General features: G+C 72.4%; 17 protein-coding genes and 1 pseudogene. 8 read left to right on the forward strand and 10 right to left on the reverse strand.

All coding sequences use genetic code 11. The features are described from left to right. Positions 1–217 precede the first annotated feature (217 nt). Positions 218–1,444 (forward strand): IS701 family transposase, encoded by a 1,227-nt coding sequence (locus DJ476_RS17955; RefSeq protein ID WP_079167615.1) that lies wholly within the window; start codon positions 218–220, stop codon positions 1,442–1,444. A gap of 80 nt (positions 1,445–1,524) precedes the next feature. Here DJ476_RS17955 and DJ476_RS17960 read toward each other — a convergent pair whose 3' ends face one another. The 3 genes from DJ476_RS17960 to DJ476_RS17965 form a co-directional block, all read right to left on the reverse strand. Next, entirely contained in the window at positions 1,525–2,781 is a 1,257-nt protein-coding gene (locus DJ476_RS17960; RefSeq protein WP_318294728.1) for a PucR family transcriptional regulator, read from the reverse strand. After that, entirely contained in the window at positions 2,781–3,440 is a 660-nt protein-coding gene (locus DJ476_RS35645; RefSeq protein ID WP_318294729.1) for a GAF domain-containing protein, read from the reverse strand. The genes DJ476_RS17960 and DJ476_RS35645 overlap by 1 nt, the downstream gene beginning before the upstream one ends. Positions 3,441–3,847: 407 nt before the next feature. After that, a complete protein-coding gene (locus DJ476_RS17965; RefSeq protein WP_103419400.1) occupies positions 3,848–6,550 on the reverse strand; it encodes a helix-turn-helix transcriptional regulator in 2,703 nt (900 codons plus the stop codon). Positions 6,551–6,716: 166 nt separating this feature from the next. Between DJ476_RS17965 and DJ476_RS17970 the strand changes: the two genes are divergently transcribed. Together DJ476_RS17970 and DJ476_RS17975 are read left to right on the forward strand one after the other, a co-directional pair. After that, the gene (locus DJ476_RS17970; protein ID WP_103419399.1) at positions 6,717–7,802 is read left to right on the forward strand and encodes an alkene reductase; all 1,086 of its coding nucleotides are present in this window, start codon (positions 6,717–6,719) and stop codon (positions 7,800–7,802) included. 157 nt (positions 7,803–7,959) lie between these two features. Beyond that, positions 7,960–9,183, forward strand: a complete 1,224-nt coding sequence (locus DJ476_RS17975) for an MFS transporter (RefSeq protein WP_112491017.1) — start codon at positions 7,960–7,962, stop codon at positions 9,181–9,183. A 66-nt stretch (positions 9,184–9,249) separates the two neighbouring features. Here the strand turns inward: DJ476_RS17975 and DJ476_RS17980 are convergent, their stop codons facing one another. The 3 genes from DJ476_RS17980 to DJ476_RS17990 all read right to left on the reverse strand — a co-directional run bounded on the left by DJ476_RS17980 (position 9,250) and on the right by DJ476_RS17990 (position 13,800). Continuing rightward, on the reverse strand, positions 9,250–10,134 hold the full coding sequence (locus DJ476_RS17980; protein ID WP_019763959.1) for an arylamine N-acetyltransferase family protein: 885 nt from the start codon (positions 10,132–10,134) through the stop codon (positions 9,250–9,252). Between the two features lie 52 nt (positions 10,135–10,186). After that, positions 10,187–12,043 carry an asparagine synthase (glutamine-hydrolyzing) gene (gene asnB, locus DJ476_RS17985; protein WP_112491018.1) on the reverse strand — a complete coding sequence of 619 codons (1,857 nt, stop codon included), beginning with the start codon at positions 12,041–12,043 and terminating at the stop codon, positions 10,187–10,189. Positions 12,044–12,111: 68 nt separating this feature from the next. Continuing rightward, positions 12,112–13,800, reverse strand: coding sequence for a carboxylesterase/lipase family protein (locus tag DJ476_RS17990; RefSeq protein ID WP_112491019.1), 1,689 nt, complete (start codon positions 13,798–13,800; stop codon positions 12,112–12,114). A 576-nt stretch (positions 13,801–14,376) separates the two neighbouring features. Between DJ476_RS17990 and DJ476_RS17995 the strand changes: the two are divergent. The 5 genes and pseudogenes from DJ476_RS17995 (at position 14,377) to DJ476_RS18015 (ending at position 19,695) form a co-directional block, all read left to right on the forward strand. After that, positions 14,377–15,553: pseudogene (locus DJ476_RS17995) on the forward strand (3-deoxy-7-phosphoheptulonate synthase). An 81-nt stretch (positions 15,554–15,634) separates the two neighbouring features. After that, complete coding sequence (locus DJ476_RS18000; RefSeq protein WP_103419394.1) at positions 15,635–16,405, forward strand: 2,3-dihydro-2,3-dihydroxybenzoate dehydrogenase; 771 nt, start codon at positions 15,635–15,637, stop codon at positions 16,403–16,405. Between the two features lie 61 nt (positions 16,406–16,466). Next, positions 16,467–17,090 carry an isochorismatase family protein gene (locus DJ476_RS18005; protein WP_019763954.1) on the forward strand — a complete coding sequence of 208 codons (624 nt, stop codon included), beginning with the start codon at positions 16,467–16,469 and terminating at the stop codon, positions 17,088–17,090. Further along, positions 17,090–18,973: an anthranilate synthase family protein gene (locus tag DJ476_RS18010; RefSeq protein WP_112491020.1), complete on the forward strand. Its 1,884-nt coding sequence runs from the start codon at positions 17,090–17,092 to the stop codon at positions 18,971–18,973. Before DJ476_RS18005 ends, DJ476_RS18010 begins: the two co-directional genes overlap by 1 nt. After that, a complete protein-coding gene (locus tag DJ476_RS18015) occupies positions 18,970–19,695 on the forward strand; it encodes a DsbA family oxidoreductase (protein WP_103419392.1) in 726 nt (241 codons plus the stop codon). Before DJ476_RS18010 ends, DJ476_RS18015 begins: the two co-directional genes overlap by 4 nt. Before the next feature lie 458 nt (positions 19,696–20,153). Here the strand turns inward: DJ476_RS18015 and pcaB are convergent, their stop codons facing one another. From pcaB to DJ476_RS18040, 4 genes are read right to left on the reverse strand one after another with little or no spacing between them, the layout of a single operon-like run. Continuing rightward, positions 20,154–21,692 (reverse strand): nitrosuccinate lyase, encoded by a 1,539-nt coding sequence (gene pcaB, locus DJ476_RS18025; protein WP_112491021.1) that lies wholly within the window; start codon positions 21,690–21,692, stop codon positions 20,154–20,156. Beyond that, entirely contained in the window at positions 21,689–23,677 is a 1,989-nt protein-coding gene (locus tag DJ476_RS18030) for an FAD/NAD(P)-binding protein (protein ID WP_112491022.1), read from the reverse strand. The genes pcaB and DJ476_RS18030 overlap by 4 nt, the downstream gene beginning before the upstream one ends. Then, positions 23,674–25,254, reverse strand: a complete 1,581-nt coding sequence (locus tag DJ476_RS18035) for a class I adenylate-forming enzyme family protein (protein WP_070204253.1) — start codon at positions 25,252–25,254, stop codon at positions 23,674–23,676. The genes DJ476_RS18030 and DJ476_RS18035 overlap by 4 nt, the downstream gene beginning before the upstream one ends. A gap of 38 nt (positions 25,255–25,292) precedes the next feature. Next, the gene (locus DJ476_RS18040) at positions 25,293–25,835 is read right to left on the reverse strand and encodes an SRPBCC family protein (protein ID WP_112491023.1); all 543 of its coding nucleotides are present in this window, start codon (positions 25,833–25,835) and stop codon (positions 25,293–25,295) included. Between the last annotated feature and the right edge of the window lie 17 nt (positions 25,836–25,852).

The following is a 25,852-nucleotide window of genomic DNA, read 5'->3' on the forward strand; positions in this document are numbered from 1 at the left end:
CGTGTATCCGTGCGTTACACATCCGTTGCATGGTGCCTCGCCACCATCCCCGACGTGACCCAGGTCGCAGTCGTCCCAGCCGAATTATGGAGTCGGTGGATCGGACACCGGATCGGCGGCCAAGCCGGTGTCCGGAGCACCTAGGCATGCCACCCGCCCGGCACGCACCGTAGGGAACGAAGGTCCCAGAAGCATCGCCGAGAGGGAAGGTACAGGGATGAGTTCCGCTGCTGCTCTTCATACAGACAACCGTTTATCGGACGAGCAGCACCGCCTGCCACTCGATGTCTCCGGAGTCGAGGACATCGTTCTCGGGGAGCTGGGCTCACGCCTGTTCCTCTCCCTGCCCCGCAGTGACCAGCGGCGCAGGGGCATGAACTATCTGCAGGCGCTGATCGCGGCCGAGGGCCGCAAGTCGATCCGGAACATCGCCGCCGTGCTGGGCGGCAGCGCGACCGAGCAGAGTCTGCACCACTTCGTCGCCAGCTCCACCTGGGGGTGGAAGCCGGTACGCCGGGCCCTGGCCGAACACGTGGTGCGCGTAGCACCACCCCAGGCGTGGGTCGTCCGGTCCATGGTCATCCCGAAGGCCGGGGAGAACTCGGTGGGGGTGGAGCGGCAGTTCCTTCCGTATACCGGCCAGGTCCTCAACGCCCAGTACGCGGTGGGGGTGTGGGCCGCGTCCGAGACCGGCAGCTTCCCCGTCAACTGGCGGCTGCACCTCTCGGACGCCTGGCTGGAGGACGGGGCCCGCCGGCTCCAGGCCTCGATACCGGACGCCGTGGCGTCGGAGTCGCTCGCCGACTGCGCCCATGAGGCGTACCTGGGCATGATGCGGTCCTGGGGGCTGCCGGACCGCCCGGTGGTGCTCGACGGGCACGCCACCGACGCGGCGGAGGCGGCGGCCACCGTGCGCTCGTACCACGCGGCGGGCGTCCAGGTGCTGGCCCGGGTGCCGGGCAGCACCCGCCTGGAGGTCACCGACCCGCTGCTGCGCGGCCGCAGCGGTACGTCGACGGCGCACCAGATCATGGCCGCCGCCCGGGACCTGCGCCGGCCGGTGGCCTGGCGCGCCCACCGGCCGGGTCGCCCGGCCCGCCGAAGCCTCGTCGCGGCGGTCCGGACCCGGATAGCGAGCCCCATGCGGGTGACGCGCCGCCGCGGGGACCTGGTGCTGCTCGGCGTGGGCGAGCACGGGCGGGGGTGGCCCGGAGAGCTGTGGCTGACCAATATGACGGACACCCCGGCCGCCGAACTCCTGCGGCTCACCCGGCTCGTCGACCGGGTGGACCACGACTTCCGGGAGATCGCGGAGCGGGTGGGCATCCGCGACTACACGGGCCGCTCCTTCGCCGGCTGGCACCGGCACGTCACCCTGGCCTCGGCCGCCCACACCGTGGTCGCCCTCAGCCGGGTGGGCGACGAGGCCCGCGCCCTGTGCTGAGGGCAGTCACCCCGGCCTGCTTCCCCTCGGCGCCGGTGCGGTGCCTGTGGCGGTCCGGGCCGGGTGGGCGGACCTTCGCCTCACTCTCCGTCGGCGCCGGTCCGGTGTCCTCCGGCGAGCGGTTCCCGGCCCATCAGGGCCGACCTCATCCGCCTGAGTTTCAGGGCCAGTTGGACTTCCAGGGCGCGGTCGGGCCGGTGCCAGCCCTCGCCCAGCAGTTCACTGACCCGCTCCAGCCGGCGCGCGACGGTGTTCGGGTGCACATGGAGGGCCTTCGCCGCGTGGGTGGGTGAGCCGGAGGCGTGGAAGAAGGCCTCCAGCGTGTCGGTGAGCTGGGTGAGCCGCTGGTCGTCGTAGCGGGCCACCGGGCCGATCACCGACTCGATGAAGCCGTCCACGTCGTGGTCGTCGGAGACCAGCAGGCCGAGGAAGCCCAGCTCGGAGGCGGCTGCCGACCGGCCCGAGAGCCCCAGCGCGCCCATCACCTCCAGGCACCTCAGCGCCTCCAGATAGCTGCGGTGGATGGGGCCCGCGCCGGAGACCGGGCCGGCGGCGCTGACCGTGACCAGGTGCCGGAGCAGCGGCGAGAGGTCGTTGTGCACCTCGCGGGCGACCTCCGCCGCGTCGGTGCCGGGGAGCAGGAAGACCACCCGGCCCGCCTGCTCCGACTTCAGCCCGTCGTTGCGGTGCGCGTAGGAGGAGGCCCAGATCATCGCCTTGCGCCGGGCGTCGCCGACCGGGCTGGCCACCACGACGACGTACGACTCCTCCAGGGCGACGCCCAGTTTGCGGGCGCGCCGGTCCAACTCCCGTGTGGACCGCGTACGGTTGACGAGGTCGTCCAGGAAGCCGTCGCGGGCCTGGCTCTCCATCACGATGCCGTGGCTGTTCTGCCGCAGCAGCAGGACGGCGGTGGCCTGCGCCACCAGGCCCAGCAGCCGGACGCCCGAGTCCCACAGGGGCCGTTCGGTGCGCAGGAGGACCGCGCCCAGGTTCTCGTCGCCCATCATGACCGGGGCGGCCCACAGGCTGTTCTTGACCCGGACCGCCTTGCCCGCGGCGTGGGCGTCCATCATCGCCCGGGGGATCATCAGCTCGTCGTCGGGCTGCTCCCCGGCGGTGGAGGCCAGCACGGTGCCGTCCCCCGCGCAGATGGTGAGGACGCCCCCGAGCCCGTCGGCCGCCGCCTCGGCCAGGGTCTGCAGATCGCAGCCGGAGAGCACCTGGGACATCAGGAACTCGTGGAGGTCACCGACCTCCTGCCACTGGCGGTGTCCCGCCTCCGCCTCCTCGGTGCGGCGCTGGAGCATCTCCACCTCGGCCGCGGTCCGGTCCATCAGCCAGGCCTTCTCGATGACGGCCCCGCGAGATCGCCCAGCGAACTCATCAGGGACACCTCGTCCGCCGAGAAGTGGCGCGGCTCGCGGTCCGCGACGTGCAGCACGCCGAACGGTCCGCTGCCGTGGGAGAGCGGGACCGCCATGATGCCGCGCAGTTCCTCCGCCCGCACCATCTCGTCCAGCCGCTCGTGGTGGGGGAAACGGGCGTCGCTGAGATAGTCCGCGCTCCAGAAGGGCGCCGAGGTGGTCAGGACGTCGCTGCTGCCAGCCCCCTGCGGGATCTGCATCCCGACGTGGAACGACGAGACGTGCCCGTCGCTGGCCTCGACCCGGGCGGTGCCCTTCTCCGAGGTGAGCAGGGTGATGTAGGAGATGTCCGCGCCGAGCAGCATGCGGGCCCGGCGGGTGGTCACCTTGAGCAGGGTCTTCAGGTCGTACGGGGCGGACAGCTCGCGGGCGATGTCCACCAGGGCCGAGAGGCTGGCCTCGCGCTGCTGGCGGCGGTCGAGCTGGGAGTAGATGTGCAGGCCGAGTTTCCGCGCGTTCTCCAGGCGGTCCAGCTGCGGTCCGGGCATGCCCGAGGAACGCGCCCGGGTGAGGAGCGATTCGAATCGGTCAGGCGGTGCGTCGGAGGCCAGCAGCTCCAGTATGGCCACAGCATCGACGTTTGCCTCGGCTTCGTGTCTTAACACGTGATCCCCCGTTGTGCGGCCCGGCAACAGCTCTGGTCAGCGGCCCGGTGCGGCCCACGCGGTCGCGTCGCCACTCCGCCACCGGCACCGCTTGGAAGCGTAATATGCCCTGATCTTCAGGGGGAGGTGGTCCGGGCACCGTAGAACGGCCCGGGGCGGTAGGGAGCGCACTTTTCGCCATATCGGCCGACGGCCCATGGGGTGGCCGGGCACCCGTGCGGAGCGTGGGGCAGGGGGCCGGAGCAGCGGTCGGCGACGGAAACGGACGGGAAGGTGAACATCTTCCGTCCGTTTCCGTCTGCTTCTGTCGCGGGTGGCGCCGTGGTGCGGCCGCGGTCTGCTCACGGCCTTCTCCCGGCCGCGCGGGCGCCTCAGAGGTCGAGCAGGACGAGCTCCTGCCGGGAGCCCACACCCAGCTTCGGATACGCCTTGTAGAGGTGGTGCTCCACCGTGCGCGGGCTCAGGAACAGCTGCGCGGCGATCTCCCGGCTGCTGCTGCCGTCCTTGGCGAGCCGCACCACCTGGAGCTCCTGCGGGGTCAGCCGGTCGATCAGGTTGTCCGCCAGCATCCGGGCCGTCACCAAGTGGTCGCCGGACGCCTGGAGTTCGGCCCGGGCCCGGCGCATCCAGGGCTCCGCCTGGAGCCGCTCGAAGGTGGTCAGCGCCGAACGCAGCATCTCCCGGGCCTCGTTGCGGCGGCGGGCCCGGCGCAGCCACTCCCCGTACAGCAGCTCGGTGCGGGCCCGCTCGAAGGGGCGGCCGCCCTTCTCGTGCAGGTGCAGCGCCTGGGCGTAGTGCTCCGGCTGGTCGGTGAGGAGGGCCTTGCACCGCAGGACCACCGCCTGCGCCCAGGGCGCGATGGTGGCGGAGGTGCGGGGGCGGGCCCCGGCAGCGGCCCAGTTCTCGAAGTGGCGCAGCGCCTCCTCGGCGCGCTCCGGCTGCCCGAGCCGGACCGCCGCCTCCACCTGGTCGGCGGCGGTGGAGAGGGAGAGCCAGATGTACCGGTCGGGGCCGGGCGGCGGCGGGGTCAGCCGGTTGAGGGCCGAGTCGAAGTCCCCGAGCCCCAGGTCGAGCAGGACGCCCGCGCAGTCCACCCCGGTGCACAGCGCCTCGGGGGTCGCCTCGGCCAGCTCCCGTACCCGCTGGGCGTCCCCCTCGATGGCGGCGATCCGCGCGCGCACCGCCGCCAGCCGGGCCAGCCGCTGGCGCATCCCGGTGTCCCGGGCGATCTCCTCCGCCTCCGTCACCGACGCCTCGGCGTCCCGGTGGCGGCCCGCCAGAACCTGGTTCTGGGCCAGGACGTCTAGCGCGTACGGGAGTTCACCGATGATGCCCTGGGAGCGGCACCACCGCACCTCCGTGGAGGCCAGGTCGAGCGCGGCCTCGTCGTCACCGAGGATCGTGCCGCAGGTGAGCGCGAGCATCCGGACGGCCTGCTCGTCCACGTCCCGGGTGTCGGGCGCGTCGAGCCGGCGCTCCAGGAACCCGGCGAGCAGCGGCAGTCCGTGCTCGGCGTCGTCCTCGCAGAGCCGCTCCAGCCCCTCCACCAGCGGATCCGTACAGCCGCCCGCCGCGAGCCGGGCCCCGGCGGCGCGCACGGTGTCCTCGTCCCCGGCCAGCCAGCCGTAGGCCGCCGCCGTACGGAGCATCCCGGAGGTCTCCGGGGTCGCGGCCTCCCCGACGCGGGCCAGCAGCCCGTGGGCCGCCTCGCTCTGGTCGCCCAGCTCGAAGACGACGGCCGCCCGCACCGAGGCGATCGTGGCCCCGACGGCCGGGTCGTCCTGGAGCGGGTCCGCCTCCTCGGCCAGCCGGTCCGCCTGTGCGGCATGACCCCCGGCGAGGGCGAGGGTCGCCGCCTCGGTCAGCCAGGCGGCCCGCGTCTCCTGCTCCGTGCTGATCCGGGCGGCGTGCCGGAAGAGGCCGGAGGCCGCCGCGTACGCCGTACGGCCCCGGGCGCGGGCGGCCGCCTCGGCGAGCTCCAGCGCCACGTCCTGGTCGGGGGCGGTGGTGATCGCCAGCAGATGGCGGGCCCGGCAGTCGGGGTCGACGGCGGCCTCGGCCAGCGCCCGGTGCACGGCGATCCGGCGGGCGAGCACGGAGCCCTGGTAGGTGGCGGAGGCGATCAGCGGGTGACGGAAGGTGACCGTGCCGTCCATGACGTACATCAGCCCGGACCGCTCGGCCTCCTCCAGATCACCCAGGTCCACGCCCAGCAGCTCCGACGCGCGCAGCAGCAGGGGCAGATCGCCGCGCGCCTCGGCGGCCGCGATGAGCATCATCAGCCGGGTGCGCTCCGGCAGTCTGCCGATCTGTGATCGAAAGGCCGAGAACACACGGTCCGCGACGGGCAACGGGGCATGCTGGTGCGGCTGATCGCGCCGCGCGGAGTCGAATTCGATGAGGGCGAGCGGGTTGCCCGCGGACTCGGTGATGATCTGGGAGCGCAGGGCCGGGGCCCGGCCCCGGTCGGCCAGCAGCCGCGAGGAGTCCTCGAAGCCCAGCCGGTTCAGCCGCAGTTCGGGGATGCCCGGGGCGGAGAAACCGTCGTCCCGGCCGGCCAGCACCATCGCCACGCCCTCGGCGGCCAGCCGGCGGGCGGCGAAGAGCAGGGCCTCGGCCGTGGCCTGGTCCAGCCACTGGGCGTCGTCGACCAGACAGAGAAGAGGGCCGTCCTCGGCGAGATCCGCCAGGACGGTGAGGACCGCGAGACCGGTGAGGAAGCGGTCGGGGCCGCGCTGCTCGGCGCCGGTGCCCAGGACCGCCCGCAGGGCCGCGGCCTGCGGCTCGGGGAGGGCGTCCAGGCGGCTCTGGACGGGCCAGAGCAGCTGGACGAGGCCCCCGAAGGCCAGATCCGCTTCCGGTTCGATGCCGGTGACCCGTAAGATACGCAGCTCTCGTCCGTCGTCCCCGTGCTCCGGGTCCGGCTGGGCCGCCGTCTCGGCGAGCCAGTCGAGCAGTGCCGTCTTGCCGATCCCCGCCTCACCGCGTACCAGAAGTGCACCGCTGCACCCGGCACGTGCCGCGGCCACCAGTTGCGTCAGCCGCTCCTGTTCGGTGGTTCGCCCGTACAGCACCGACGTCCCCCTCCACCCGCTACCAGACCCGCCCGCATGCCATCGGTATACGGTCCCATGTTACTTACCCGTGAATACGTACCGGGAGCAGTAGAGACTACGGATTCCGCGCGAGGGCGCCGCTCCTACCGTTGTGATCAGGACATCCCCCGATGATCACAACCCGATGGAGGAGACCATGGACGAGCTGTTCGCCCCCCTGCGCGTGGGCAAGATGACCCTGCCGAACCGCCTGGTGATGGCCCCGATGACCCGCAGCCGTTCCGTCGACCGTTCCGTGAACGCCCTGACCGCCGACTACTACGCCCAGCGGGCCGGGGCCGGGCTGATCATCACCGAGGGTACCCAGCCGAGCGTGATCGGTCAGGGTTACATCGACACCCCGGGGCTGCACTCCGCCGAGCAGGCCGAGGCCTGGCGCCGGGTGACCGACGCCGTGCACGCCGCCGGCGGCCGGATCTTCGTCCAGCTCATGCACTCGGGCCGGGTCGGCCACCCCAGCCTCTACCCGGACGGCGCCCTTCCGGTGGCGCCCTCGGCCATCGCCACCGGCGGGCAGATGTACACCCCCGACGGCATGGTCGACCACCCGGTCCCGCGCGAGATGACCCTCGAGGACATCGCGCAGACCGTGGAGGACTTCGTCTCCGCCGCCAAGCACGCGGTGGACGCCGGGTTCGACGGGGTGGAGCTGCACGGCGCCAACGGCTACCTGATCCAGCAGTTCCTGGCCGACGGCTCCAACCAGCGCACCGACGTCTACGGCGGTTCGGTGGAGAACCGGGTCCGGTTCGCCGACGAGGTCGCGCGGGCCGTCAGCGACGCCATCGGCCCCGAGCGCGTGGGCATCCGCATCTCCCCCGGCTCCACCAGCGAGGGCGTCAGCGAGAGCGACCCGGCCGAGCTGTACCGCACGCTGATCCGCACGCTGGCCCCGTACAACCTCGCCTACGTGCACGTCATGGAGTTCGGCCACCGCGAGGTCACCGAGCTGATCCGGGCCGAGTGGCCGGGCACGCTGATCCTCAACCCGCACAAGACGGGCACCGAGGCCTCCGTGACCCCCGAGATCGCGCTGGAGGTCCTCCAGGACGACCTGGCCGACGCGGTCAGCCTCGGCTCGCTCTGGCTCGCCAACCCCGACCTGCAGCGCCGCATCCGGGTCGGCGGCCCGTTCAACTCGCCGGACGCCTCCACCTTCTACGGCGGCGACCACAAGGGCTACACGGACTACCCGACGCTCGACGCCTGAGCGCACCACCGCACCACCCGCACCGCACGGCTCCGTGGCCGGGCCCCCGCCCGGCCACTGACCGCTCGACCGTACGACGCCCGGTCCGCCGGGCGATTCCGGTGCCGGGCCCCGCGCAGGCGGAGCCGACGCCCCTTACCTCACCCCTGGAGGAACCGTGAGTGAATCTCTCGCGGGTCCGGGCACCGCGCGCCCCGAGGGCGCGGACCACCCGGCACCCGACACCCCCCGCATCCCCACCTACTGGCTGGGGCTGATGGCCGGACCGCTCTCGTTCGGCATCGCCGGACCCGCGCTGGTCCTCGACGACATCGCCCGCGACCTGTCCACCACCACCGGCACCGTCACCTGGGGCGTGACCGCCTTCGGCTGGGGCATCGCGGTGGGCACCCCGCTGATGACCGGGCTGCTGCGGCACCGGGGCGCGCGCGCCGCGCTCGCCGGCTGCGGGGCGCTGGTCCTGCTGGGCGCCCTGCTGGTCCTCGCCGTCCCGGCGCTCCCGGCCGTCATCATCGGCTGCGCGCTCCAGGCGCTCGGCACCGCGGGCCTCACCTCCATCGCGATGAGCCTGACGAACTCCGCCCGCTCGATGGGCTTCGTCACCGCCTCGCTCGCGGTGGTCGGTTCCACCGCGCCGCTGGTCGGCTCCCTGGTCAACGACGCGATCAACTGGCAGGCGACCCTGGCCCTGCCGGCGCTCAGCCTGATCGCCCTGCTCGTCATCATCGGGCGGGCCTCCACCCGGCCGACCTCGACCGCCGCCTTCGACGGGCTGGGCGCGGTGCTGCTCACCGCCGTGGTCACGGCTCTGGTCTTCGTCCCGCACTACCCGGCGATCGCCGGGGTGCTCTCGGTGCTGACGATCGCCGCCCTGGTGTGGCACCTGCGGGTCAAGCCGCAGGGGTTCGTCCCGGCCGTCGTGGTCCGCAGCCCGATCTTCCTGATCTCCTCGGTGCTGGCCTTCCTGCTCGCGGCGGTCAACTTCGGGCTGATGTTCGCGGTGCCCAACTCCCTCTCGGACCACACCTCCTGGTCGAGCGGGACGATCGGCGGGGCCATGGTGTGGCCGCTGCTGCTCGGTGGCGCGCTCTCCTGGCTGGTGGTGGCCCTCTCGGCGAAGGTGGGCCGGCAGCCGGTCATCTTCACCCTCCTCGCCCTCAGCGCCGTCGGCGTGCTGCTGGCCTCGGTGAGCACCGTGGCGATCCTGCTGCTCCTCGCCCAGGCCCTCGCCTCGATCGCGGCCGCCTCCGGCCAGGGCGTCTTCGCGGTGCACTCCACCAAGGCGGTGCCCGACGAGGAACGGCCCGCAGCCATCGGTCTGTTCAACCTCTTCTACCTGCTCGGCGCGGCCTTCGGACCGGCCATCGTCTCGCTCCTCTAGGACCCCGGCGGGTACGGCGAGAGCCCCGGCACCAGGTGCCGGGGCTCTCTTCGTGTGCGGGGTCCGTCAGCAGGCGGCGGCGCTCTCCCCGCGCTGCAGGAACCCCAGGAGCAGCGAGACGTCCTCGTCGGTCAGGGTGAGACCGAACTTCTCCCGCAGGGCGGCCACCACCTCGTCCGGGGCGAGCACGGCACGCTCGGTGCGCCCGTCGGGGTGGTCGGTGACCAGCACGTCGTTGCGCAGCCGGTGCCGTACGGTCTCCGAACCGCGCTGCGCCACCAGCCGGTTGACGAACGGGGAGCCCGGACGGGTGGAGCTGACGTAGTGCGCCGCCCGGTAGTCGACCTCGTACTGGCGCTCGGGCCGGAAGACGTAGAGGTCGCTCCAGCGGCCCTCCCCGTCCTGCGACCGCAGCACCCAGTGGCCGTCGTCCACGCCCAGTTCCCAGCTCCAGGCCCCCACGGTCGCGCGGGCGCCGTCGCGCAGCGGCATCGGCTCGATCAGCCCCGCGTAGCCGTAGCCGGGGTCGGCCAGCCACACCGTGTCCGGCTCGTCCGCCGTCCTGACCAGCAGGGAGGTGTGCGAGCGGAACCGGCGCCTGGTGTCGCCCTCCCGGATCCGCGACAGCATCCGCATCACCGGGAAACCGAGGCGGTCCAGCGCGGCGGCGAAGAGCAGATTGGTCTCGTAGCAGTAGCCGCCGCGCCCGGAGCGGACCAGTTTCCGCTCCAGTTCGGCGATGTCCAGCGAGACCGTGCGGCCGACCGCGATGTCGACGTTCTCGAAGGAGATGGTGCTCATATGGGCCCGGTGCACCTGCTGAAGGGTCTTCAGCGAGTTGTCCCGGACACCCTCGTATCCGATCCGCCGCAGATAGGCGTCCAGATCGAGCCTGTCCGAACCCCACTCGGGTGAGTGGTCGATGTCGAACGTGGGCGCGATGGCGTACATCAGGTCGGCACTCCTTCCGGGGGGCACGGACAGCATCGGGTCGGGAGACATGTCAGGCCTCGACCCGGACCCCGTACTCGGTGACCCAGGTGTTGAACTCGACGAGCCGTTCCATCACCGCCCGGGTCCCCCAGAGCCCGCCGAGCCCGGCGTACGACTCCAGCGGCTTGTCCAGCAGCCGCTGGATGCCCTCGGCCGGCACCAGCTCCAGCACCGGTGAACCCTCGTGGAGCAGGGCGGCGACCTTGTCGCGCAGCGCCCGTACGTACTCGTGGTCCTGGGTGGAGGGGTACGGGCTCTTCTTGCGGGTCAGCACCGACTCCGGGAGCACGTCGGCGGTCGCCGCGCGCAGCAGGCTCTTCTCCCGGCCGTCGAAGGTCTTCATCTCCCACGGCACGTTGAAGACGTACTCCACGAGCCGGTGGTCGGTGAAGGGGACCCGGACCTCCAGGCTGGCGGCCATGCTGATCCGGTCCTTGCGGTCGAGCAGGAAGTTCTCCCAGCGGGAGATGTTGAGGTAGAGCAGCTCGCGCATGCGCTCCTCACGGCCGGACTCGCCCTCCAGCCGGGGGACTTCGGCCAGCGCCTCGGCGTAGCGCGTCTTGACGTACTCCTCCAGGCCGAGCCGGTCCCAGAGGCCGATCTCCTTCATGGTGTCGAGCCCGCCGAGCCGCCGCCAGGCGTCGTACCAGGGGAAGGTGTCGCCCTCGACGGCCTCCTGGTCGAAGAACCAGTTGTAGCCGCCGAAGAGTTCGTCCGCGGTCTCCCCGGAGAGGGCGACGGTCACCTGGCGCTTGAGCGCGGTGCACAGGTGGAGCAGTGAGTGCTCCATGTCGCCGGTGGAGATGGGCAGGTCCTGGCAGCGCAGCACCCGGGAGCGGATGGACTCGTCCAGGACGTCGGCGTTCTCCAGCTCGACGATGATGTGCTCGGCGCCGCACTTCTCGGCGACCTCGACGGCGTACGGGGTGTCGGGGTCCTGCCAGATGCCGTTCCCGGCGAAGGCCTCGTCGTTGCCCTTGAAGTCGATCGAGAACGCCTTGACGCGCTCGGTGCGCCCCTGGTCCCGGAAGGCCTTGGCGGCCAGGGCGGTCAGGGCGCTGGAGTCCAGTCCGCCGGAGAGCAGGGTGCCGACGGGGACGTCCGCGATGAGCTGGCGGCGGACGATGTCGTCCAGCAGCTCCCGGACCCGGGCGATGGTGGTGTCGAGGTCGTCGCCGTGCGGGTGGGCGGTCAGCTCCCAGTAGGTGCGGACCGAGTGGCCCGCCTTGGTGAAGCGCACGATGGTGCCGGGCACCACCTCGTGCATGCCCTTGAAGACGGCGTGGCCGGGGGTGTTGATGATGGCGAAGATCTCGGCCAGTCCCTCGCGGTCGACGACCGCCTCGGCCTCGGGGTGGGCCAGGATCGCCTTGGCCTCGGAGCCGAAGAGGACGCCGTCGCGGGTCGGGTAGTAGAAGAGCGGCTTCACGCCCATCCGGTCCCGGACCAGGAGGAGTTCCTCGTTGCGCGGGTCCCAGATGGCCAGCGCGTACATCCCGTTGAGCCGCTCCGCGAACTCCTCGCCCCACTGGAGGTAGGCGTGGAGCACCACCTCGGTGTCGCTGGAGGTGCGGAACTCATGGCCGAGCCCGCTCAACTCCTCTTTCAGCTCAAGGAAGTTGTAGACCTCACCGGTGTAGACGACGGTCGGCAGGCCGTCGTCGGGCGCGGTCACGTGCATCGGCTGGCGGCCGCCCTCCAGGTCGATGACCGAGAGCCGGCAGTGGCCGAGGGCCACGTGCGGGTCGGTCCACACGCCCTCGTCGTCCGGGCCCCGGCAGGCCATCGTGGCGGTCATGGCCTGGGCGGTGGCGCCCAGTCGGGTCAGATCGCGGTCGTAGCCGACCCAGCCTGCGAGTCCACACATAGTGCCTCGGTTCCTTTCCTCGTGTTCAGCCGTGTCAACAGCGCTGTGGAGAAGTCGGGCCGCGCGAATCAGGTACGGGGCACCCAGCCGGCCCGGTCCCAGTAGCGGAGCTGGTCCGCCTTGAAGGTGGTGGAGAGACGGGCGACGTCCGGGCCGCCGACCACCATCGTGGTGGGCCGCAGCGGGGCGAACTCCGGCCACACCGGCGCGTTCGGGGCGGACGGGCGGCCGGTGCGGGCGAAGGAGGCGATCAGGTCGATCAGGGTGTCGGAGACCTGGCGTTCCAGCGGGCCGTCGCCGTAGGCGGGCTCGTTGGCGGGCAGCGCGTGCGAGCCGAAGAGGAACTTCGACGTCGCCTCGTGCGGGGTGCCGGAGAAGGGGGCGCGCACCGGGTGGGCGAACTCCATCAGGTACTGCGGGGAGCGGCCCTCGCGGGCGTGGCGCTCGGCCAGCCGGACGATCTGGTAGCGGAAGAGGCCGTCGCCCCAGATCTCGGTCCAGATCGACATCGGGTCCTGCGGGAGCCCGCCCCGGACGGCCGCCTTGCGGTAGAAGGCGATGGCCTGGTCCACATCGCGGTAGCCGACCCGGGCGCTGCCCTTGCGCAGAACCATGAAGACGGCCTCGCGCAGCTCGGCGTCGTTGGTGGGGTGGGGGCCGGGGTAGGGGTAGCCGGGTCCGCCGGTGAAGAAGGAACCCTCGGTACGGGCGTAGATCGGCATGATCGGTATCTGCGGGGTGGGCAGCTCGTGGTCGAAGCCGCGCATCCACTGCCCGTCGGGCACCGGGCCCCGGTACTCGCGCCAGCCGGTCACCGGCCGGTCGGCCGGGTCGCCGGAGTACAGCTCCTCCCAGGCGGCCTTGAGGTCGAGACCCGGTACGGTGCGCAGTCCGGCGACGGTGGTGCCGAGCCGGGAGGCGAGCAGCGCGTAGACCTCGCGCGACTCCTGCGGGGTGGTCGAACTGGCCGGGTTCCAGACGTGCTTGACGCTGATCGGCACCGCCCGTCTGATCACCCCGCGCAGCTGCGGGAGCAGGCTCAGCTGCCAGGTGCTCGACCCGCCCGCCGAGGTGCCCGCCAGGGTGATGTTGCCCGGGTCGCCGCCGAAGGCCGCCGCGTTGGCCTGGACCCAGCGCAGCAGCGCCGCCTGGTCCTGGAGCCCCCAGTTGGCGAAGGACTGCGTACGGGGGTCGGTGAACTCCTCGTGGAGCCCCCAGCCGAGCAGCCCCAGGCGGTAGTTGAAGTTGATGACGACCATGTCGCCGCGCGCGGCGGGCTTGGCGCCGTCGTAGTCGGGCTCGCTGCCCGCCCCGAGGAACCAGCCGCCGCCGTGGATGTAGACGACCACCGGCCGACGGCCGGTGGTGCCCGGGGTCCAGACGTTGGCGTAGAGACAGTCCTCGCTGCTGTCCGGCAGGTAGTCGGTCTGGAGCGCGGGCGCCCCGAAGGCCGTGGCGTCCCGGACCCCGTTCCACGGCTCGGCCGGGCGCGGGGAGGCGAAGCGGAGCGGACCCACCGGCGGGGCCGCGTAGGGGACACCGCGGAAGACGGTGACGTCGCCCTGGCGCTCACCGGCGATGCGGCCCTCGGTGGTACGGACGACCACCGAACCGCTGCGGGGCCGGGGGGCCCGGTGGGAGGGGGTGGCGGCCGCGGCCGGAACCACCGAGCCGGCGGTCGCCGCGGCGGCCGCGGCGGCGGCAGCGGTGACGACGAACGTGCGCCGGGCGAGGCCGGAGCTGTTGCGTGATGTCATGACGAGAGATCTCCAGGGGCCTAGAGGTGTCGCGCCGATCGGGCCGGGATTCCAGGGCGCCCGGGCGGGCGCCTCGCGGTGGTGCCGCGCCTCCGCGTCGCATCGGGCGACAGGGACGGCGGCGGTGCCCCGCGACGCACCGCACCGGGTGCGCGGGCCCGTCCGGCCCTGATCGGCAAGGCACTCCCTCGCGCCGGAACGGGCGCAGAGCAGGGGTCGGGAGCGGGCTCATGGTGCAACGTTTCTTCCTTGGTGGCCCAGTTCGGCCCGGGTAGTCCGTCAGGTCCGGGCCGCTGGACGCGGGTAGACCTGATGGAATCCGCGTCACCTGACGAACTGCTGATCCGTTGGTTGGCTCTTGACCGGAGTCCGGCCCAGGATCGGCAGCCGGACCAGGGCGGGACGGCCGCCCCCTCCGACCCGCGGGCTCGGGTCACACCGGAACCGAGTGGCGCGGGCACGTCCCGTACGCCGCCTCGTCGCCGACGACGCCCGCGACGGGTTCGCCGACGCCGCACCGACTCACACCCGACAGCGAGCGTTCCCCGCTCGCGCCATGCGACCGTGGAGGCACCAGTGGACAACGTCGTGTCCGAGATCCGGCTCAGGCCCGCACTCCAGCAGCCGGAGTGGCCCGATGCCGAACACCTGGAGAACGTGCGCAGAGAGCTGTCCGGCCGCCGGGCCCTCGTCCGGTACGAGGACGTCCAGGCCTTACGGTCGGTCCTCGCGCAGGTGGCGCGGGGCGAGGCCCAGGTGGTCCAGGCGGGCGACTGCGCCGAGGACCCCATGGAGTCCAGCGCGGGGTACGTCGCCCGCAAGGCCGCCGTGCTCGACCTGATGGCCGGGCCATGAAGCTGGCCTCGCACCGGCCCGTCGTCCGGATCGGCCGGATCGCCGGGCAGTTCGCCAAGCCCCGCTCCAACCCGACGGAGCGGGTCAACGGGGTCGAACTCCCCGTCTACCGGGGCCACATGGTCAACAGCCCCGAACCCGCCCCCAAGGGCCGCATCCCCGACCCGGCCCGGCTGCTCACCGGCTACGAGGCGGCCGACGAGATGATGGGCCACCTCGGCTGGGACGGCACCCCGCGCGAACAGGCCCGTGCCATCGACCCGTTGGTGTGGACGAGCCACGAGGCGCTGCTGCTCGACTACGAGCTGCCGATGCTCCGGCGGGACGGCTCGGGCGCCCTCTGGCTCTCCTCCACCCACCTGCCGTGGATCGGTGAGCGCACCCGTTCGCTGGACGGGGCCCACGTGGAGCTGTTCTCCTCCATCGCCAACCCGGTGGCCTGCAAGGTCGGCCCCTCGATGACTGTCTCCGACCTGCTCGCCCTCTGCGAGCGGCTCGACCCCACCCGCTCGCCCGGCCGCCTCACCCTCATCTCCCGGATGGGCGCGGACACCGTCGGGGAGCGGCTGCCCGCGCTGGTGGCGGCCGTACGGGAGGCCGGGCACCCGGTGAGCTGGCTCTGCGACCCGATGCACGGCAACACCGTGACCACCCCGAGGGGCTCAAGACCCGCTACCTGGACCACGTGGAGCGGGAGGTGCGCGGCTTCCTCACCGCCGTCCGCTGCGCAGGCGGCATCGCCGGCGGCGTCCATCTGGAGACCACCCCCGACGACGTCACCGAGTGCGTGCGCAACGAGGCCCGCGCCCACCAGGTCGGGGAGAAGTACACCAGCTTCTGCGACCCCCGCCTCACCGCCTCCCAGGCGGTCTCGGTCATCGCCGCCTGGCGCGGCTGACCGGCGGGTCCACCGGGCCCCACCCCCCACGCAGCACCCCGTGAGCACACCCGTACCACCCTCGTACGAAGGAGAGTTCAGGTGGAAGAGCAGACAGCGCTGGTCACCGGGGCGGCCGGAGGCATCGGCGCGGCCGTGGTCCGGCTCCTCGCCGAGCAGGGCACCACGGTGGTCGCGGTCGACCGCGACGCCGCCCGGCTGGCCGAGGAGGTCGCCAAGCTCCGCGCGGAGTCCCTCCAGGTGGCGGACTTCCCGGTCGACGTCTCCGACAGCGCGGCGGTGGAGGCCATGGTCGCGGCCGCCGAGGAGCAGATCGGCCCCATCGACCAGCTGGTCAACGCCGCCGGGGTGCTGCGCCTGGGCCCGGTCAAGGACATCACCGACGAGGACCTGCGGGCCATGCTCGACGTCAACGTCACCGGGGTGCTCAACGTGACGCGCGCGGTCGTCAACCGGATGATCCCGCGCGCCCGGGGCGCCATCGTCACCGTCACCTCCAACGCGGCCGTCACCCCCCGGGCCGGGATGGCCGCCTACGCCGCCTCCAAGGCCGCCGCGACCCAGCTCGTCAAGTCGCTCGGCCTGGAGGTCGCCCAGTACGGCATCCGCTGCAACACCGTGGCCCCCGGCTCCACCGACACCCCGATGCTCCGCTCCATGTGGCACGACCGGGAGGCCGAGCAGCACACCCTGGACGGCTCCCCCTCCGCGTACCGCGTCGGCATCCCGCTGCGCCGGATCGGCCGCCCCGACGACGTCGCGGAGGCGGTGGCGTTCCTGCTCTCCGACCGGGCCGCCCAGATCACCCTGCACGACCTGACCGTGGACGGCGGCGCCTCCCTGGGCGCCTGATCCCCCGGGCGGTGCCCGGCGACCGGAACGCGACCACCCACGAAAGGAACCAGGACCACCCATGGCCGGCATCGCCCCCATCCCGCCGTACCCGCTCCCCGAGCGCGGCGACCTTCCCGACAACACCGCCCGGTGGAGCATCGACCCCGACCGGGCCGTCCTGCTCGTCCACGACATGCAGCGCTACTTCCTCCAGCCGTTCGCCCCCGAGCTGCGCGACCCGCTGCTCGCGAACGCCGCCCGGCTGCGCGCCCACGCGCTGGCGACCGGGATGCCGGTGGCGTACACCGCCCAGCCCGGCAGCATGACCCCCGAGGAGCGCGGGCTGCTCAAGGACTTCTGGGGGCCGGGCATGCGCGCCGAGCCCGCCGACCGCGAGGTGGTCGACGAGCTGACGCCCGCGCCCGGCTCCTGGATGCTCACCAAGTGGCGCTACAGCGCCTTCTTCCGCACCGACCTGCTGGAGCGGATGCGCGCGGCCGGCCGGGACCAGCTCGTCATCTGCGGTGTCTACGGGCACGTCGGCATCCTGGCGACGGCCGTCGAGTCCTTCACCCAGGACATCGAGACCTTCCTGATCGCGGACGCCGTCGGGGACTTCTCCCTGGAACGGCACCGGATGACCATGGAGTACGCCGCACACCGCTGCGCCGTCGTGCTCACGACCAAGGAGGCGGTGGGCTGATGACCGATCTGCTCGGGCGGATACTCGCGGCCGACCCGCCCCCCTTCGCCCTGCTCCACCGCCCGGAGGCCACCGGCGACGGCACGCTCGACGTGCTCGTCGGGGACGTGCGCGCGTACGACACCCTCGCCGACGTCCCCCTCACCCCGGGCCCCCACGGCGAGGCCCGGCACGACGCCCTGGTCCTCGTCCCGTACCGGCAGATCGCCGAGCGCGGCTTCGTCGGCGCCGAGGACGGCTCCCCGCTGCTCGCGATGACCGTCACCGACCAGGAGGTCCGGAGCGTCGCGGAGGCGCTGCGCCGCATCCCGGACACCCCGATCGCGCTCACCGACGGCGGCTTCGACACCGACGACGAGACGTACGCCGAGACCGTGCGCCGGGTCGTCACCGACGAGATCGGCACCGGCAAGGGCGCCAACTTCGTCATCAAACGCTCCTACTCGGCCGACATCACCGGCTACACCCCCGCGGCCGCGCTCACCTTCTTCCGGCGGCTGCTGGAGCGGGAGACCGGCGCCTACTGGACGTTCGTCGTCCACACCGGGGAGCGCACCTTCGTCGGCGCAACCCCCGAGCGCCATGTCAGCCTCACCCGCGGCCTCGCGGTGATGAACCCCATCAGCGGCACCTACCGGTACGCGCCCAGCGGCCCGAGCCTGCCCGCCATGATGGAGTTCCTCGCGGACCGCAAGGAGATCGACGAGCTGTACATGGTCGTCGACGAGGAGCTGAAGATGATGTCCCGGATCTGCCCGGAGGGCGGGCGGGTCATCGGACCGTTCCTCAAGGAGATGGCCCGGCTCGCCCACACCGAGTACTTCATCGAGGGGCACAGCGACCGCGACCCGCGCGACATCCTGCGCGAGACGATGTTCGCGCCGACCGTCACCGGCAGCCCGCTGGAGAGCGCCTGCCGCGTCATCAACCAGTACGAGCCCGAGGGGCGCGGCTACTACAGCGGGGTCGTGGCCCTCCTCGGCCGCGACGAGGAGGGCGGCCACGCCCTGGACTCCTCGATCCTCATCCGTACCGCCGACATCTCGGCCGCCGGACGCCTGCGGATCGGCGTCGGCGCCACCCTCGTACGCCACTCCGACCCGATGTCCGAGGCGGCCGAGACCCGGGCCAAGGCGGCCGGGCTGCTGGCGGCCCTGGAGTCCGGCGGGCAGACCCGGCTCTCCACCAACCCCGAGGTCCGGGCTGCCCTGGCCGAACGGAACTCCTCCCTCGCGGACTTCTGGCTCGCCCACGCCGGGGACCGGCACGCTCCCGACCCGTACCTCGCCGGACGGCGGGTGCTGGTGGTCGACGCCGAGGACACCTTCACGTCGATGATCGCCCAGCAACTGAGCGCCATCGGCCTGTCAGTGACAGTCCGCCGCTTCGACGAACCGTACGACCCCGACGACCACGACCTGACGGTCATGGGCCCCGGCCCCGGCGATCCGCGCGACCTCACCGACCCGAAGATCGCCCATCTCGACACGGCCGTGGGCCGGTTGCTGGAGAACCGCACCCCGTTCCTCGCCGTCTGCCTCAGCCACCAGGTGCTGAGCGGCCGGCTCGGACTCCCGCTGATCCGCCGCGATGTCCCCAACCAGGGCGTGCAGCGCGAGATCGACCTCTTCGGCCGCCGCGAACAGGTGGGCTTCTACAACACCTTCGCCGCCGTCTCCGAGGAGGCCAAGACCGACTGCCCGGGCATCGGCCCCATCGAGGTCAGCCGCTCGCCCGAGACCGGCGAGGTGCACGGGCTGCGCGGCCCGTGGTTCGCCTCCACCCAGTTCCACGCGGAGTCGGTCCTCACCCGCGACGGGGTGCACATCACCCGTAACCTGCTGACCGAACTGCTGCGACGCACGGAGGGAGCGGTCCGATGACGAGCGACGACCCGAAACTGGTCAACACCGCCAGTACCGAGGGTGACTGGCCGGTCATCACCATCTGGTCGGACATCGGCTGCCCCTGGGCAGCGCTGGCCCTGCACACCCTGCGGGCCGCCTCCGCCCGGCTGGAGCTGCCGGTCCTCATCGACCACCGGGCCTTCCCGCTGGAGCTGTTCAACCGGGAGCCCACCCCGAAGTTCATCGTGGATGTGGAACTGGCCGCCATCGCCGCCCGCCGCCCCGAGGTGAACTGGCGCCGCTGGTCGGCCCCCGAGTGGACCTACCCCTCCAGCATGCTGCCCGCCCTGGAGGCCGTCCAGGCCGCCAAGTCCCCGGCCGTGGGCGGCCTGCGCGCCTCCGACGAGCTGGACATCGCCCTGCGCCGCGCCTTCTACACCGAGAGCCGCTCGGTGGGCGTGCACGCGGTGATCCTGGAGCTGGCCGAGAGCTGCGAGCACCTGGACGCCGACGCCCTGGCGAAGGCGCTGCGCGCGGGCGAGGGCCGCTCCGAGGTGTACGGCCAGTGGGACATCGCCCAGGGCCCCCACGTCCAGGGCAGCCCGCACCTGTTCGCCCCCGGCGGCTACACGGTGCACAACCCCGGGGTGACCTGCCGCTGGACGGACTCCCCGGAGAACGGCGGCTTCCCGCTCTTCGAGGCGTACGACGAGTCCTGGGCGGAGGAGCTGCTGCGGCGGGTGCACGGGGCGGGGTGAGCCCTCAGGGACTCTGAACGTGGGGGTGTGCGGGGGCGGTCGGTGACCGTGGCCGCGCACCCCCCGGTGCGTTCGTCACGCCCCTGCGAGCGATGACGGAGCGCCGGAGCTTGCGCGTCATGGGGCTGGACCGCAGGCGGGCTGCCTGCGCTCTGTGGCTGATGGGCACGGGCACAGCATCGCGGACATGGGCATTCGGGAGGACGTCGAAGAACTGGCGAAGGAAGCCGCCCCTCCAGCAATGCGCGGAAGCCGAAGAGGCGATCCTTCGGCTCCAGGACACCCTCGCCCGCCTCTCCACCGCCTGAACCCGTCGGGGAGCATCATGACCTCATGCTGCTCCCTCTCCGGCAGCGCTTTCCCGAGGCCGTTGGCGATCAGAGCTGGACACATGGATGCGCGGTGGCCCCCCTTCCGGGAGACCACCGCGCATCCGTACATCCGGAGGACGGGCAGGACTAGCCCCGCCCCACCTCCCGGTCGACCAGGGCGCCCGCGGCGCCCGTGTAGCCGGCCGGGTCGCACAGGCGCTCCAACTCCGATCCCACCGGGAGCAGTTCCGCCGCCTGGGGGAGGGAGGCCAGCACCTGGGCGAGGGAGCGGCGGCTCATCCGGACCTCGTCCGCTGCTTCGCCCAGCAGCCGTTTGGCCTCCGCGCGGCCCAGGTGCGGGGTGAGGTGGGCGGCGATCCGTTCGGTCACCACCTGGTCGCCCGTGAGGCCCAGGTTCTCCCGCATCCGGTCCGGGCGGACCTCCAAGCCCGCGCACAGCTCGACCGCGGTGTGGGTGGCCCCGGCCGTCAGCCGCAGGCATTCGCGGAGGGGCGACCACTCGGCGTGCCAGACGCCCGCCGACCGCTCGTCCTCGGAGACCAGGCACTGCGCCAGACCGGCGGCCAGCAGCGGCACTTGGAGCGATGCGCTGCGGATGAGGGTGGCCAGTACCGGGTTCCGTTTGTGCGGCATGGCGGAGGAGGCCCCGCGCCCGGCCACGGACGGTTCGGCCACCTCGCCTACCTCGGTCCGCGTCAGTGACTGGACATCGATGGCGATCTTGCCGAGTGCGCCGGTGGTGAAGGCGAGCGCGGCGCCGAGGTCCGCGATCGGCGTCCGCAGGGAGTGCCAGGGGAGGGGCGGCCTGGCCAGGCCGGTCTCGGCGGCGAAGCCGTCGAGCAGCAGCTCCAGGTAGCCGTCGACGTCCTGGGCCCGGGCGTCGCCGTCGACCTGGGCGTACTCCAGGTAGCCGGCGAGCGTTCCGGCCGCCCCGCCGAGCGAGACGGGCAGCCCGCCGTCGAGGACGGCGGTGATCCGGCGGTGGGCGTCGAGCAGCAGCCGCCGCCAGCCGGCCGCCTTCAGCCCGAAGGTGGTCGGTACGGCCTGGAGGGCGAGGGTGCGGCCGGGGAGCACGGTGTCCCGGTGCTCCCGGGCCAGCCCCGCCAGCGACTCGGCGGCCGCTTCCAGGTCCGCCGCGATCAGCTCCAGGGTCCGGGCGGCGACGAGCATCGCCCCGGTGTCCAGGATGTCCTGGCTGGTCGAGCCCCGGTGGACGTACTCGGCGGCCTCCGGCGAGACCTCTGCCACCGCCCGGGTCAGCGCGGCGACCAGGGAGACCACCGGGTTGGCCGTCTCCCGGGAGGCGACCGCGAGGGCCCGCAGGTCCAGCGCGTCCGCCCGGGCGGTACGGGTGACCGTCTCGGCGGCCTCCTTCGGTACGGTGCCGATCCCGGCCTGGGCCCGGGTCAGCGCCGCCTCGGCGTCCAGCATGGCCTGCAGCCACGCCTCGTCGCTCGTCGCCGCTTCACCGGGCGTGCCCGCGCGGACGGGGGAGAGGATTCCGGAGTCGATGCCGGGGCCCGTGGTGCCTGTGGCGAGCGGGCCCGGGGCGGTGTCCGTACGGGACGTGGCGGGCGTGTCCCTGCCCCTGTCGGCCGTACGGGCCGCCGCCCCCGGCGCCGGAGCACCGGGGGCGGCGACGGGGCCGGGGGTTCCGGCGGTCACACGATCACCCCGACGAGACCCTCTTCCGAGGTCTGGACCTGGGCGGACCAGGGGCGGTTGGCGACGGGGGTCACCGCCAGGGCCGCCCGGGCGATGGCGTCCGAGTCGCCGAGCGTCACCGAGTCGACGCCGGGGCGGATGCCCGCGGCCGTGACCCAGTGCACCGACTCCGTCGGCACGCCGTAGGCGAAGCGCCGGGGGTGCACCTCGCCGTTGCCGTCCAGCAGCCGGTAGGGCCGCTCGGTGACGGCGAGCCCGCCGGTCTGGTAGCTGCGGCCCTGGGAGGCGGCCATGGAGTACGGCTGGGCCTGCCCGGTGTCCAGCAGATGGCGCATCAACGGGTCGTCGGTGCGCCGCAGATCGGGCTCGGGCAGCCGGGCCTCGATCAGGACCGTCGAGTGGATCGGCGGCCCGGGCACCTCGGTGGACATCGCGACGTACTGCGGTGCGCCGGTGTCCACGGCGATCTTCGTGCCCGGTCCGGTCACCTCCAGCAGGCCTGCCTCGATGAGGGCGATCATCTCCTCGATGCGGGAGGCCGGCGGGCCGATGGAGAGGAAGGCGTTGAGCGGGGTGTACCAGGCCTCCAGCTCGTCCCGGTAGGAGTCACCGGCCAGTCCGCCGTGGTCGACCGCGAGCCGGATCTCGTTGCGGAGGTCCCGCAGCACGTCCAGCGCGGCCTTGACCGGACCGCTGACGTTGCCGCTGCGGGCGGCGACCACATCGGCGGCCAGATACTCCAGCAGCCAGGCCCGGAAGCTCTCCCGGCTGGTGAACTCCCGGTTCTCGTACGGCTTGGAGAGCCGCTCCCAGGACCAGTGGTCCTCCGGCTGGATGCCGAACTCGGTGAGCAGCTGCGCCCCGTCGTCGTCGGCCGGCCGCTTCAGGAAGCGCTCGGCCAGCTCGGCGCCGTCCGCCGCGCGGTCCCGGGCGGTGAGCAGGGTCTCGTAGTAGACGCTCTCGACCTCCCGGGAGATCAGCGGCCACAGGTCGGTCTTGAACCGGATCTGCTGGCCGTCGGCGGAGCGGGCGCGCAGCTTCTCGATGTACTCGACGGTGAGGAGCCGGGGGAAGTAGCGGCCGTAGGCGCCCTTCTGGTTCTCGCCGCGCGAGTGGTAGGGCACCCCGCGCCGGGAGAACGCGTACATTCTCGGCTCGCGGCCCGAAGCGTGGTAGACGAGCTTGCCGTCCTCGCCGCGCTCGAAGGTGCCGCCCCGGCCCGCGCTGAACAGGGCCATGTGGTCGAAGAAGTTGAGCCCCAGGCCGCGCAGCAGCACCGGCTGGCCGGGCTTGATGCCGCTGAGGTCCAGGTCGGCCGGGTTGGCCGGGGCCACATAGGTGAGGTGGTGGATCCGGGCGAGGCCCGCCGTCCGCGCCTCGCGCGGGGTCAGCCGGGTCGGCAGGTGGCCCTGGGCCAGGATGATGGCGTCCAGCTCGTTGAGCCGGGTGCCGTCCTCCAGCCGGACGCCCTGGGTCCCGTCGGTGACCCCGTGCACATCGGCGATGGCCACCGCGCGGGAGCGGTGCACCTTGACCGCCACGTGCGCCGGGGCGCGGTCCACCACCTCCTGGAAGCAGCTGCGCAGGTAGCGGCCGTAGAAGGAGCGGGTGGGGTACGAGTCCGGGCCGAGCGAACGGGCCTCGGAGAGCACGTCCTCGTCGGCCTCGCCGTGGCCCGCCTCGACCCGGGCGACCAGGGCGCGGGCCCACTCGTACAGGCTGGGCCCCGCCTCGATGGGGCCCTCCAGCCGGGCACTGTCGTCGGTGAAGACGGTGATCTGCGAGGCCACCGTGTTCATCAGCAGATGGCGGGACTGCTCGGGCCGCCAGACCGTACCGGCCCCCGGCGGGGAGGGGTCCACCACGTGGATGGTGACCCCGGCGTGGCTGGGCTCGGCTCTCTCGTTGGCGCAGAGCCGTTCGATCACCGACAGGCCGCGGGGCCCGGCACCCACGACACAGATCTCAAGGAGAGCCTTGGTCATGACAGTTCGCCGTTCCCGTTGGAGCCGGCCGCCAGCAGCCGGGCCAGTTCGAGTCGCTTGATCTTGGTGGTGGCGGTCTGCGGGAGGTCCTCCAGCTTCCACCGGACCGGGTCCGCCATCGGGGGCAGCCCGACGACGGCGTCCTTCCAGACCCGCTCGTCCAGCGGCTTGTCGTCACGAGTGGAGACGACGGGGACGGGGCGGCCGTCGGGGCCGGGGATGATGATGACCTCGATCAGGTCCTCGATCCGGGCGAAGAGCTTGTCCTCGATCTCCAGGGTGGACTCCACGCCGGGGATCTCGTCGACCTCGCGGTCCAGCAGGTGCAGACAGCCCCACTTGGTGCGGTAGCCGACGTCGCCCATGCGCCACCAGCCGTCGTTGACCTGCTTCTCCCACCGCTCGTGCTCACCGAGGTAGGTGACGATCCGGCCGTCGCTGCGGACCTCGATGAAGCCCGGCGAGGACTTCGTCGGCGGGCGGCCGTCGCGGCTGACCACGCGGACGTTGGTCATCCCGTGGAACGGCGAGCCGACACAGCGGCCGTCGGCCTCGGCGCCGCGCTTGCGGGAGTACGTACGGGCCGCGATCGGGCCGACCTCGCTCTGCCCGTACGCCTGGGCGAAGAGCGGCAGCTTCCGGCGCGAGGCGCCCAGCAGCGTGTGCACGGTGCGCGGGTGGATGGCGTCGAAGGTGGAGCTGAAGTACTTGACGTTGCTCAGCGGGCCGCGCGGGTCCTTCGCCAGCACCTCCCAGCGCAGGAAGGTGTTGGGGTGGGCCTCGATGAGCCCCGGCGGGACCTGCGAGAAGAGCTTGGCGACCGACTCCGGCTCGTCGTCCTTCAGGATGATCAGCGGGTGGCCCTGGAGGATCGCGATCGGCATGGCGGTGAACATCCGCGAGTGCACGAACGAGACGTGGATGGCGATCGGTTCGCGGCTGCGGACCGCCGAGACCACGGTGGCCTGCGGGCGGTAGCGGGCCTGGAAGGTGTGGCCGGTGTGGACGGCCAGCTTCGGGGTGCCCGTGGTGCCCGAGGTGTGGGTGATCAGCGTCGGGTGGTCCGGCGGCATGGTGATCGGCTCGACCCGTGCGGTACCGGCGTACGAGGCCAGCGGGGTGGCGCCCTCGAAGGTGCCGGAGGCGAGCAGGACCTTCTTGGCGACCTCGAAGACCTCGGCCGGAAGGCTGTCGGTGAGCTTGGCCTCGTCGGTGAAGAGGTAGGGCTGCTGGGCCCGGCGCACCAGCTCGACGACGGTCTCGCCGTCCAGCTTGGGGGAGAGCAGCACCGGTACGGCGCCGATCCGCGCGGCGGCGCAGGCCATCAGCGAAATGTCGAAGCCGTCGGTCTTGTGGACGACGATCTTCTCACCGGTGCGGACCCCGGCGGCCCACAGCCGCGACGCCAGCTCGGCGACCAGCTCGGCCACCTCGGGCAGGGCCAGGCGGCGGCCCAGTTCGGGCGCGACATCCAGGTCGTGGTCCAGGATCACCATGTTGCCGGGGTGCCGGGCGGCCGCCCGGTCGAAGAGCGTCCCGAGCCGGATGCCCTTGTTCCCTATTCGTTGCAGAAACATCTCGCCCACTCCGTTTCACGTACGCGGGAAGGAACCCGTCATGCGGATTCGATGACGTCCTTGATTCGCTTGAGGGTGTCGTCGAGGTCCCGTTCCAGCTTGGCGGTCCAGTCCGCGACGAATCGCTTACGAGCATCCTCGTCGAGCTCGGAGACGATCTTGTGAATTCCGGCGGTCGCCTTTCCCATGCGGAAATGGTGGACCAGCCGGCTGCCTTCGGCGAGCGGCTCGATGTCGAAGCCCCAGACGGATTCCTGGTCGTCCTGGGCGTGCGAGAGCATCATCCAGCGGAAGGTCACACCCGGCTCGGCCGCCGTGACCCGGGCCTCGGTGTACCAGGTCCCGCGCACGAGCGGGGCCCAGGCCACGACCTCCTCGCTGCGGAGGTTCTCGCCGCGGAAGATGGTGCCCACCGCCGCGGGCTCTCCACCGATCCATTCACCGCCCCGGCATTCGGGGCTCCATTCGGCACTGCGCGGCAAATCGCTGACGACCGCGTAGACCTCTTTCGGGGTCGCGGAAACCGCAATGTCCGCGCGCAGTTCGAACAGGGGAGAATTGTCGATGACTGATTCGCTCATAAGGAGAACTCTGGTGG

The organism is Streptomyces bacillaris, from assembly GCF_003268675.1.
GTDB lineage: Bacteria > Actinomycetota > Actinomycetes > Streptomycetales > Streptomycetaceae > Streptomyces > Streptomyces bacillaris.